General features: G+C 42.4%; 7 protein-coding genes. All 7 read right to left on the reverse strand.

Going from position 1 to position 13,181, the window contains the following annotated elements; translation table 11 throughout:
* Window positions 1-33 precede the first annotated feature (33 nt).
* Window positions 34-300: a hypothetical protein gene (locus NTX44_03340; protein MCX6120639.1), complete on the reverse strand. Its 267-nt coding sequence runs from the start codon at window positions 298-300 to the stop codon at window positions 34-36.
* Between the two features lie 20 nt (window positions 301-320).
* Complete coding sequence (locus tag NTX44_03345; GenBank protein MCX6120640.1) at window positions 321-2,147, reverse strand: hypothetical protein; 1,827 nt, start codon at window positions 2,145-2,147, stop codon at window positions 321-323.
* A 187-nt stretch (window positions 2,148-2,334) separates the two neighbouring features.
* Entirely contained in the window at window positions 2,335-4,098 is a 1,764-nt protein-coding gene (locus NTX44_03350) for a glycosyl hydrolase family 28 protein (protein MCX6120641.1), read from the reverse strand.
* Window positions 4,099-4,291: 193 nt separating this feature from the next.
* Entirely contained in the window at window positions 4,292-6,604 is a 2,313-nt protein-coding gene (locus NTX44_03355; protein MCX6120642.1) for an alpha-amylase family glycosyl hydrolase, read from the reverse strand.
* Between the two features lie 156 nt (window positions 6,605-6,760).
* On the reverse strand, window positions 6,761-8,356 hold the full coding sequence (locus NTX44_03360) for a T9SS type A sorting domain-containing protein (protein ID MCX6120643.1): 1,596 nt from the start codon (window positions 8,354-8,356) through the stop codon (window positions 6,761-6,763).
* Window positions 8,357-8,429: 73 nt separating this feature from the next.
* A complete protein-coding gene (locus NTX44_03365; protein ID MCX6120644.1) occupies window positions 8,430-9,437 on the reverse strand; it encodes a PorV/PorQ family protein in 1,008 nt (335 codons plus the stop codon).
* Window positions 9,438-9,449: 12 nt separating this feature from the next.
* Complete coding sequence (locus NTX44_03370) at window positions 9,450-13,166, reverse strand: hypothetical protein (GenBank protein MCX6120645.1); 3,717 nt, start codon at window positions 13,164-13,166, stop codon at window positions 9,450-9,452.
* Between the last annotated feature and the right edge of the window lie 15 nt (window positions 13,167-13,181).

The raw sequence follows: 13,181 nt of genomic DNA on the forward strand, positions 1-13,181 counted from the left end.
ATACACCGGGATGCCGCACAATAGTATTACCGTTCAATTGAAAGCTATCTGAAAATTGGCATTCGTAAACTTGCCTGAGCCCACTTTATACTTCAACGACCATTTTTCCGTTGTAATCACAAGTAATGAATCTGTCTTCACGACTTTGAAGGATGGCACTGGCAGTTTACGAGTTAAGAATATGAGCGACTGTGAGTCTTTGAAATGCCCTCCTTGAGACCATTCCATATCGCGATTCATCCCTATGTATCCGAGACTCATATTCCAGATTTGCCAGATACTCAGGCGTGGTCTTTTCACTTCGCTTTCCATTATTTACATCATGGCTGCGAACGTTTCTCTTGCTGATAGAAGTATTTTATCCACTCTTCTCGGGGATACAATGCCGGGACGGCAAGTATTCGCCCGCCAAATCCCATGTACCGATACGTTAGCATTTGAAAAGGTGTGACCCTTATGCCGAGGACATTGTGGCTGAATAACCTGACATTATTTTCTTTCGCGAGCTTTGCAATGTATCTACACAGCACCTCCCGTTTCTTGTCTGTGAGAAGTATTTCCTCCGCAACTTGCACGCTGTTCTTTATAGCAGCATTATTAACAGACGATTTTTTATCAAAGATTTGATAAAGGAAGAACTTGCCGTTGTTCACTACAGGCCCGTAAACTTCTCCTCGCTTGAATCCCGCAAGTACTGCACCGATCTCGCCAAGATCATAAGCTTTGACCCAACAAACTGTTGTATCACTTTCAGCAACAGAAGAGTCTTTTTCTCTGGTAAGTCTAGTATAGATCTCAAACGCCTGGTTGATATTCTCAGTTTCATATACTCTCAAACGCAGATCAATTCCTTTTAGCACTTCATCGTGATGGGCTGCAAAAAATATGTCCGCTTCCGATTGAGTAATTGTAACATTATCAATTATTTGATTCGCCATTCGATACGATCTGAAGGCATCGAGTACCATCTGAATGTTGTACTTGACTCCGGGAGAATTCTCCAGCCCCAATTCCCTTGCTCTTTTGACAAGGAAATAGTTTTGAGAAATAAAACGAAGTGAGTTGTGCAACGCAAATGTTATTCCAGATATTGTCGTATCTTCCGTAGCAAATATTGAGCTTGCAAGTTCTTCAAAAACCTTTTTAAGCGTGATATTTCCTCCATTAAAAGTCAGCAGAGGATTGGAGAGCTCTTTCTTAAATTCATCTTGAAGTAAAAGTATTTCCTGTGGGGAAAGTCGGTAGCGTGGATCGAACGACAGAGGATTTTGTTTTTCAGAGATTCGTTGGATAGCATATACTAACGGGCGAAAAATTTTATAATCAACTGTAACACGGACATTTTTCATAATATCTTCAACATATTCATTACCAAGTTCCATTTCCTTACGAGCTACGAGAATCTTGCGAATCCTGAGCAGCCGGTCTTCCGTTGATCCAGAGATAAACTTTTGATTCGGTTCTCTCCCCAAAACTTTAAAGATAAGAACGCCGTCAACGGTCATTATGGGTTTCGAAATATATCCCTCTTTTTGCCCGAAGAAAGCACCCTCTAAATTTGCTGATGATTCACCGTATGGAATCTCCAAAGTATCATGACGTATCTTGAAACGAGAAACAAGTTTATAGATGTCCTGAGAGGGTGCCTCCCTAAGAGCGGACCAAAAATCCCACGCCTTTGCGCTGTCACTTTCAAAATAATATGCATCCACCAAATACTTATGAACGGACAAGCTGAACCCTTTCAAGATCTCGTCATTTGTGACTACTGTCTGCGCACGAGGTATGATTTCCTTTTTGTAAAGAGCATCCCTCATAAAAATTTTCTCCATCTGATCGCGAACAAGGTTTTCGGACGAAGTGCTGGAAATCTCAGATTGTTCGGCTGCCTGAGACAAAAGTTTCTCAGCAATCATCGAGTAAAGGAAATCACGCTTGACCTTTTCCAACATCGTAGGATCATCTTTACCTGGATAAATTGACAATTCAAACCTGTTAAGGAAATCTGCAGTCGTAATCGGCTTGCTACCAATTAAGGCCAACGTGTCAATTTTCGTTGCGTTGTTATCACTCGATAGGGGAGTTTGTGCTTTAATGCCCTCGAAAGTACACACTGCGATGACAAACCAAAACAAGGGCTTCATCATTATTTTACTAAAGCTTGGTTAGTTTTCATTGATCAAGAAGTTCATATAAGAAAATCGAACAATTGATGGACACAATTCCTTCATTATTGACAGCACCTTTCCTTTCTATGTGCTCGCTCCCCTAAATACTGATGAGGAGAAGAACATCCACAAATGTCTTTGATCACGAGTTCATTCTCAATAATAGTTATTTCAACAGCAGCATTTTGCGCGTCGCGAAAAGACTTCCGACTTGCAAACGATAAAAATAAATCCCGCTAGGGACTTGCATTCCCAAAGTATCTCGCCCATTCCAGACAACACCGTACTGCCCAGCCCGGAAAATGCCATCGACAAGGATCGCGATACGCTGTCCTAGCTCATTATAAATTTGCAGTGTGACTCGTGTAGCCTCAGGAATTTCATAAAGAATTGTCGTGCTCGGATTGAAAGGATTGGGATAATTTTGTGCAAGCAAGAAATTCCTAGGACCAGATTCATCACTGGAATTTGTCTCTATTCCGGTGTCCGTGCCAAACGAAACGTTCTGTACATACTGGTTGATGGAAAACCCTCCTGTACTTGCATTGGAGATTAATGTGCCGAAAAGATACAAGTTATTTATGGACACGTTTTCTATGTCATGACTCTGATCGAATCCTTGAATGCGTGAAGGCGGAAAATTGCCCCCAAGCACTCTTATGTTGTTAAAAGTCACATTTCTAATTTTCCCTCTTTCGGAAGACTGACTCCAGACAGAAGTCCCTATGAACAAATCAATGAGTAATTTTGAACCATCCCCTTGCCCCATCTCAGCATCTTCGACTGTAACATTGTCATAATGCACATCGGTTACTACAGCTTCATCGCTGTTGTGGATGCTCATCACCGGCTTGTGGAAGTTATGCAGCACCGTTATGTTTTTGAAGGTAATGTTCTGCATGGTATCTGCCCTCGTCTCGTATCCAATTTCGCAAGACTGTGCAAGGTCGGTCCATAAAATCATATTGTCGAATATGACATTTTTCACATTACCATAAGCGTACCCCGGGACTGTGCCACCGTACCCTTTCACCACAAGGTTATCGTCCCAGCCTCTCACAAAGCAATCCGTCGCGGTAACATTCGTACAGGATTGCGTAGTAATCCCATCACCGTTAGAACGAGCCGATATTATTTTTACATCATTAATTGTCACACGATCACAGAAATATGTATTGAGCGTCCATCCTGCCGGATCTAGTATCAAGATACCGTCCACAGTCACGTTCTGACAATGCTCAAAATCAATGGGAACGACTGCGTTCGGCCACCGGGAGTAGATACTTCCATCAAGAATGCCTCGACCGACAATTTTAACATTTTGCATATTCATTGCCTTAATCCAACCGTATACAACTGCTCCGCCGGCAATGTATACTGTTTTGTCATTTCCAACCTGGATACTCCCTGCATTGTGGACGCCCGGACCAAAATAAATAACACCTGGATCACCCTCTAGCGGTGGATTGAGGTTCAACTTGTTTGCAAAAAGGTGAAGGGCGCGATGCAGATTATTATTAATTTCTATCGTGAGCTTTGCCGGGTTTGATAGCAGAAAAGATATGGTATCGCCATTTATGATCGGCTTAATTCCCAAGGCCAAAGGACGTATAGTAACCATGCCTATTTTCACTCCCGGGACAATCACATTGATCGTAACTTCACCACAAAAATCAAAGTAAGCTACGGGAGTGGTTTCAAGTACGGGATTCGTAGAATACGTCCGGTTGAAGTTAACGGCTGTATTGTAAACAAAAACGGGATTCTCGTTCACCGTAACAATTCTATCGGTCGCAGCCGAGATACCTGTGGGACCAGGATATGTTACAACAACGGTGGTTTGACCATAGGATACGCCCGTTCTTATTGCCATTGTGAGAACGATCGTTGGAATTAAAAGAAGCCAAATTGAATATTTGTGAGCTTTCATAGATTCCAGACTCCAAATTACCATAACTTCCCGTTGAGTTTTATTCTGTGCCAATAATCACGATCAGTCGCATTAAAAGGAACGCTGAAAGATTTCATTCTATTCGCAAATTTGTTCGACTACTTTGTCTTAGTAAAATTTTAAAATAGCACCATAACTTAAGAACTTTACTTCAATCTATCTTTAGTTGATTCTACTTTAGTAGTAATAACTTCTTGGTGCTGGTTAGCGAACCTTGTTGCAACCGAAGAAAGTATATGCCACTACTGAGCCGGTTTCCGTTAAAAGTGAGTGAGTAGTCTCCCAGGTGTTTGTAGTCAGATACCAAGGTTTGAACATTCTCACCAAGAGTATTATAAACTTTCAATGAAACAAATCCAGATTGTGCCAACGAATAATTGATGTGTGTGCTCGGGTTGAAAGGATTTGGAAAATTCTGATCTAATTTAAACACTTTCGGTTTTGCCTCGTTCTCCATAACGCCGTTATATATTGGCGAATTGGAGAAAATGAGGATTCTCGATTGGAAGGGGGCGAGATCGATATCGAATACGTCAAGTGATGAAGATGTGTTTACCGTAGTTGATTCGCCATTCAATATGTCGTTTACATACCACGTCTTTGTTGAATCGAACCTCAATGAATCTCGCGGTATAGTAACAATGGTATTTACGTTATTACTGTAGAAATTATTAAGCACTACCACCTTATCATTTCCGAACATTCTGAGATACGCATATACCGTATCATTTGACGATGTCTGAAGTCGCATGAGGCTTCCCTGTTCAAGCGAGGGATGCGAGGTTCTAATATGTATCAACTTCGTATAGAAAGGATTCAGATCGTTCGGATCGGTTCGATCGATAAGATTACGCATAGTCAACTCACCATACTCTTGTCCAGAATAAATCAAAGGTACGCCGGGCATGGTAAGAAGAAGCGTCGCTGCCATCTTTGTCTGTTGAACATTGTACATCGAAATGAATCTTGAAAGATCATGGTTCTCAATGAAACGGAAAGGGCGAGCGAATGAAGGATAATTACTACTTTCGTAAAATTTAACCAGTAGATCGAAAGTAGTAACAGAACTTATATGTGTTAAGCAATTTTCAATGGAAGAAAGAAACGACCAGTCATATCCGCTGTCAAATTTTTTATCAAAGTACGGCGAACGTCCATAATAACGAGCAGCATCCATCTCACCGAGGAGATATATATCAGGCTTAACGCTTTTTAACTCGGCCCTGAATGTCTGCCAGAAGGCTGGTCCACCCGGACGTATCTCGTTTTGCCCCCATTCATTTACGCCACCGTCATTTACTCCCCAAGCGACATCACATCTGTATCCATCTATATTAAATTTCTCAATCCAATATTTAGACATCCTGAGCAGGTATTCCTTTGTCCAATTGCTTTGATAATTTATGTTTGCCAAATCCGACCATCCGTAGTAATAAACGTACATGCTTTCTGACACCACACCATTATGCCATACGTAAAAATCATTGTACGGTGAATATATTCCGTACTGGTATGCATCCTTTATAAATGGATGCTCTGCCGACGTATGGTTGATCACCAAATCTAAGATTACCTTGATCCCGTATTGATGTGCCGTATTCACAAGATTCGCAAAATCGCTATTAGAACCGTAACTCGATCTCACATGATAATAGTCTGTAACGTTATAACCATGCGTTGATACCGCCGGGTATATAGGCATCAGCCAGATGCAGTTTATTCCGAGAGCCTTCAACTGCGGAATTGCTGCTGTGACCTCTATAAATTGTCCACCAAAACTAAAGCTATTAACAAAAATTTCGTAAATCACTGCATTATCAATCCACGACGGATGCCATGTTCCTGAATCAACTATATGCGCTCGTCCAGAATCCACCACTATCACCGCACGTGCCCACGATGTATCGAGACTAGTAATAGCTTTCACGGTAAAATAATATTCGCCATCTGCAGTTGGAGATTCATAGGATACCGTAGCTGTGTTTGAACCAGATAAAGCTACAAGCGATGGATTTAATGGATCAGGCTCCCATAAATAACTGACCGGTAAATTATCCGGATTTGTCGATGAAGTTGCATCAAGAATTACAGCACTTCCACTAATATTATAATTGATAATTATATTTGTTGAATGGTCAGCGTGGTAATCAAACACAACTCTACTGCTCACGGTTGCAGCCGACGGCTTTGTAATTGAAATTATTATCGTATCTCTGCCATCAACCAGTGGCACAAGCGCAGACAGAAGACTCGACGACACACTTACTGTGGTATCGTGAACATAGTTGTTGCCTCTCACCTCGACCATCGCACTACCAATGCTTGCGTCGCTTACAGTTGCATAAATCCTGACTGTATCCTCGTACCAGTCTCCTCCCCCAGTCAAGATTCCTATTGATACAGCCGTCTGCGCAGAAAGTCTTATACCAAAAATGAATGTTGAGCATACCGATAATAACAGGAAAAACTTCCTTGAATGGATCATACTAACGGGTTCCGTTTTTATAACAATCTAAGACAAATCATTGTAATATACAGCACGCTAATCATTACTTTCGTTAGAAGGACTACTCAAAAAGGCGCTCCGTCCCAACATTTCTAATATCCGGAACGGAGCGCCTTTTGAAATATTGAGATTACCTTACTTCAGTAGAAGCAGTTTCTTTACAGAATAATAATTCCCTGCATGAAGTGAATAAAAGTACACACCACTTGCGAAATTTGCGCCGTTAAATTGGGCTTCGTACACACCGGCTTTCTGTGTGGCATCATAAAGAGTGGCGACTTCCTCACCAAGAACATTATAGACTTTCAGCGTAACAGAGCCATTCTGTGGAATGGAATACCGAATAGTCGTCGAAGGGTTGAATGGATTCGGATAATTTTGATCAAGACTGAAAACCGTAGGAGTTCCCAAAACTTTTTCGACACCGGTAATCTGGGCAACAGTAGTATTATCTAAGTAATCGCCAAACTTGTTGGTGGTCAATCTGAGAACAACACCTCCAGAATCGGGGATCACAAACTCATGACAGTTTGCACTATAAACAGTATTCTGTTCATTTTGATCAACATTAGTAATGTCATAGTAGTCGCCGCTTGTTGCGCCAACGTTGTACATTATATTGTACATGAATTTTTCATTATTACCGGATCCAGCGAGGAATTTCACCTTGAGTGAGTAGATTGAATCACCCGCGACCAGATCTCCGTGCGTTCCATTGTCATACATCTTGCAATTGATATCGCTGGCACGCCATGGTGCACTATTAATCCATGCGATCTCAGGAACAGTCGCACCTATATTCCCGTCACTGCCGCTGATGTACACGCTGTCAACCTTCGGAAATGGATTACCTGTCCTAGCGTTGATGGCTCCTTTGACATTAACGGAAAAAATCACCGTAACATCATGTGTCAAGACTGCAGAAGAACCATTGTAAAATATCTCCGACAACACTTGATCACTCCCTGTCGTTGTATAAAGATAATTGTTGTTGTGCCAACCCTGGTCGTAACCGCCATAAGGTAGAGGACGACCTGTAGTTCTATTGGTTGTTATATGGAAAGTATATCCTAGAACTGTACCGGGATTTTGCACAATGGAAACAGACAATAAGTAATGACCTGGATTCAACGGATTCTGTATCATCTGAGAGCCAGGTCCCCATCCACCGGGAATACCGTCACCCCAGACCCAGACTTTGTCAATATCAGGATAAAAATATCCCATTTGTGCAGCTACGGTCATATCGCATAGAAAAGTGATGGTCTGGGTCGGGACAACCATTACCACACTAACATCATCAAAAAACACTGTTGGAATCACCTGACTACCAGCGGTAAGCTTGTACCAGCGATGTCCAGCGATTCCTTCCGGAGGAGCAAAATCTCCTTCCCAACCGCCGCCGCCGCCCGCCCCACCGGATGCACTAACATTGCTTGAAAAGAATTTGTATTCTATAGTATCTCCTACTAAAGAATCCGGGAATGTCCAAACTGCCGTGTAAATGGTGTCACTCGAATTTTTTTTCATCCATAATGGACTGCCCGGAGAGTTCCCCCAATTGTTGAAACCGCCTCGGACTGCAACGGAGTCGGTTCCAATTCCGAAGATGCCGCTTAGATGCTGCACAGCCATATTAACCTGAAATGTGACCTGGTTCTGAGCGTTAGCTATCGGAGTTACAATCATTACACCTATAATAATTATCACAAAATATGAAAGCTTTCTCATAACCATATTCTCCTTTGTTTTTGTTTTTTCGATTAATTGCACATGAATCTTTTTCCTCAACGACAAACTCCTTTTAAAATCCTATTGAAAATGAAAATTCTTGAAGATTTTTTAATAACCCATAATCCTCAAAACCATAATCAATCTTTGCAATCAAATGGGTATCTATCTGGTAGTGAAATCCAACCCCAAGGGTTAGTCCTTCCTGGCTATTAGATTGAAAAAGCGATTTGTAACCTGCCCTCAGAAAGACCAAATTGCCCCACGAATATTCTGCTCCAACATTCACGCTTTGTAAGTTGTCACTTGGATGTATCGCGTCAGCAGCCACTGTCAAACGATGATCACCCAACTGTACAACGTCCATCGACAACCCGACTCTAAAGAATAAAGGGAGAGGGTAAGAATTAGTGTAATATTGTGCCGGGATATTTTTGTTATTCCCTTCCATTGAAGGATTCGAATCATAAGAGACGAAAAGATCAGATCCGGTTAGCTGCATATCCGTACCAAAGTTTGCTATTTCCATCCCTATTTTCATGTCATTAAACGGAGTAATATATAGTACACCGCCGTCAAGCGCCCAACCTGTTGCCGATTCGCGCCAAATGTTCTGTACTATCATCTTTGCGGTCCCAGCAATGGAGAATCTATCCGTGAGATTCCTTGAATAAGTGACCCCTACCGCCCAGTCGCTTGCACTCCAAGTCTGCCCTGTGCCCTCAGGTGCAGAAAGTGTCGTCACAACATCACTACCATAGTTAAGATTGGTTATGCTCACTCCAATGGCATTATCTTCGTTAAGAGCAACAACACCCGCAAAGTAATTGTAACTTATCCCGAAAAAATAATTTGTATATTCAAATAAAACTTCAGTTTGGCCGGTTCTTGATACGCCAGCGGGATTCCAATAGAGCGCCGAAGGGTCGCTTGCTACTGCCGTAAAAGCACCTCCCATTCCTATCGCGCGCGGGCCGGCGCCTATGCCTAAGAACGCTGCAGCAGTTGTGCCGACTTTGTTTTGTGGATAAACCTGTGAAGTACTCAAAACAAACACAATTGCTAAAAATTTTATTTTCATCTGCAACCTCATTTACTTTATGACCGCGATCCTGCCGTATTTTTGTCCTATGCCTGGAGTATCTACAAGATATAAGTAGACACCATAGGCTATCTCCAAGTTAGCATCTGTTCTGAGGTTCCAGTCGACGGAACCGTTAGAAATATCCTGCCCTGCCGACATCTGCAATTTTCTTACCATCTCACCCCGTGAAGTAAATATATATATCGTGGAATTAGGCGGTAGATGAATAAAGGAAATCTTTCTTGATCCGCGGCCGCTATTGATTCCAGGTGGCAATGCTGGTTCTTGCGTTGATGAAGCCACATATGGATTTGGAACAACCCTTATATTATCAAGCTGCTGTCGTGCCACAACAATATTCACCGAATCTTTGGGAACTATGAACTCGAAAACATCTCCCCTCCTAAACGGTTTCTTCGTAACCAGTGTGAATATTCCGCTACTTGGTAGCTGAATACCCAACTTCCCACTAAAGCTGACGTACCATCCTAAAACCGGATTTCTATTAGTGATTCTTGGGACAATTATAATATCTATATTTGTTTTCGGTGGATTTGTCAATCTGTTATTTACCACAGCGTAACAGAACTTCGAATACTGTCCTGTAGTTAGATTCTTCACTCTGAAATTTACTGGCTGAGCAGTGAGCCCAAGTACGGCATAAGAAAGCGATGTATCAACGATTGTGCCGCCGAATTCTATTTGGTAGTCAGAAGGATCATAATTAGTAGGCAAAGCTCCTCCCAAATTGAACAAGTCAACTATATACGGGTACGAGCTATTTAAGGAATCTTGGCTCCAACCGAAAGAAGAGTCGCTGACTACTAAGCGAGTTGAATCATTCATGAATGTGATGGTCATCCCAGCAAATACGGTTGACGTCTGTGACTCATCAATGGTAAGATTGTTGAGGATTGTATCGCGGGATGTTAAATCTATCACGGAATAAGAAGTTGTGTTATTAAGATAAGTTACCAGACCAGGTGCATTTGCCGGCCGAGTCGTAATGTCGCTATCGTTGAAAACGATTTGGAGGTTGTGCCCCGACAAGGATCTCAATTGTGAGGATGCCACGATGTTTAAAGACGCAGTTCCAGTTCCGTATAACGGGGCATTATGATAAATTAGGCCGCCCGTTGCTGGCATATATCCTGCCATAGGTGCGTTGGGCATCACATAAGCAACATTCACATCCGGGTGAGCTATTCCTTTTGCATCGATTGTTACATACTTCGAATTCTCTGCAGGATAAATATTGTTTTGCTCGTCTCCTTTCGTAAATGATGTGACGGCGTAGAAATAGGTTTGGCCATTTTGCAAACTGCTGTCCACGAATGTATGAACCAGTCCAATGTCGGTGCCTAGAAAAAATGTTGGCAAGTTAGAAAGAGCTTGAGTTTGCGGCAGAAAATTACCGCGTATTCCATCCGCGAGATCGAAAGTTGCAATTGGTTTTCCACCATTTTCAGTAAATCCAGGTCCTGTTGAACGATAAATCTTGTATCCCTCAAACGTATGTCGCTTCGAGACTTCCTGAATAGAATAGTCGATGAAACTTTCCGCCCTATCATCCCACATCAATGTAACCTTCTTGTCTTCTGGGATTGCCGTAAGAATTGGCTTGTACGGTGGCCTGGTGAAATTATAATTATTATCATATATCTGCTGAACAATTTGTTTGTTGGTAAAGACCTCTGCACTATCCGCACCGAACACCAACGCGAGCGAGAACCTTTCCGTGTGACGAGATGGCATCGGAAAATATCCAGAAGCAAAAATAAAGTCACCGTCCATAGGGACCTGTGGTATGACATCAAAGTAACCCGGCACCATTCTGTTCCATATAGCTTCTGAGTTATTCATTGGTGGGGATACACTATAATTAAAAAAATTAAAACTCGTTAATCCCAATTGATCGGATTCATTCACGTCAGTTTTATCAAAATGGGGTTCGCCTTCAGTGGGCGCTCCATCGCCCTCGCCGAAATCATTTGTACTCGGAAGACCATCAGCGCCTACATCATCAAACTTTGAGTTCCAATTCCCATTTTCATCGCCAGACCAATGTGATTGAAAAATACCAGGATATTTTCCCGTAATTGAATTACGAGGTTGGCTATAGTTAGGGACCCAGCTTGTGACAAATTGTCCAGGACCGCTATCTCGCGCTTTGTCGATCATAGTATTGTCGTTCCCTGCTCCCGTCAAATAATCTCTAAATGCAAGAGGCCTGAGATCCCTGCGTAATATTCTGCCGTAATTGTCCCTGAAAATCCTTTCATAATGTAAATCATGGTTTTCATCTATTATACCGTTCAAGTTGTCGTCAACACCATTGTTCGGTATCTCAGTAAGTGTCACCCCATCATAAATTCTAAATGGCAAATCCTGCGAGTACACAGTCTCGGTGTCCGTAGCGCTTTTAAGCAACGTGTCCAAGAGAACGACTTTCCTTTCATACTTGATTACTTGAAAGGGTGTTTGAGTACCCGAAGTGACTATTTCAGGTGTGGGAGTTATTAAGACGATTTCATTGTCAGGAAAGTTAGAATTACTACCGGCATTGGTTCTGGAGAGCTTGCGTGAAGATAAGTAAGTGTTTTTTGATGAATTAAATGTAAAATCACTTTCTGCAAAAACCGGGTTGTTAGCATCTTCATTGCTATTATCATTATCGATTGCATCATAAGGATTCCCCGGGCTCTCCAAATAAGCATATCCCGCATATCCTGTGTTTGTAGTCGCGCCAGGATACACTTGCTTGAGTGGTACCCATCCAGCCCCGTAATTATTGTCGCTTGCCTGCCAAGTGTAGGCAAGATTATTGTTCAAGTCAAAATAGGCGAGATTGTCCCCACAAATAGCGGACAGATTTTGTCCCGTTCCTGACCCATATGCACCCACGCAACCACCTATGACTAAACCGAAAACAGCTTTATCGTAATTAGTGGTGCCGACATTCGTTATGTCATAGAGCCAGAAAAGAACATCTTGCGCTTGTATCTGCGACCATTGGAAGCCCCTCACGGCAACGACTATGCCCATGCCATTTCTGGTAAGGTCAGTAGAATCAGGATGGAAAAGATTATTCGTTCGCTGTTGAACGCTGTTATCCTGTGCATCATCCATTACGAAGTAGCTTTCTTGGTCGGCATTCGAAACACCCTTTCCGAAATAACCATTCCATACCGCTTTGCCCGTTCCAGGGTCTATCCAGTCCGGATGATCTGGCCAAAAGGACGGCCAACTGGAAGGAATATGACTCATAGCGATTGTATCCTGGTTTAGGTTTACGTAACCGACCTCCGGCTCAAATCCTTGAAAGGCACCCGTATTGGGATCCACTTTGAGGCTTTGACCATTTCTTGGTCCGGGAGTAATAGTGACCGAGTGCAAAGTGTCAACAAGATGAAGAGATATGTGCTGACTGTTGCGAGTATAATCTCTTAGAGGAAGCTGAATGCCAACCACAGGATCAACATCCCCGATATAGCTGTCCTTTGTAGCTGGAGTAGGCCAGTAACCCCTAAAATCATTCGCATTAGTTCCTGAGATCGAGCCATCGTTGCGAAATGAGATGCCAACTTTATTTCCGTTATGTACACCAAACCGTGTATAAAGAGCATTCCCTCTGTGAGTCTTAGCGTAATTCAGAAGTCCAGGTGATTGCCCCAAAGCCACACCAGAGATACATAAGAAAAGAACACACACAGAAAAATTTTTCATTTTCAACCTTTAAGC

The sequence above is a fragment of the Ignavibacteriales bacterium genome, from assembly GCA_026390575.1.
Lineage (GTDB): Bacteria > Bacteroidota > Ignavibacteria > UBA10030 > UBA10030 > Fen-1298.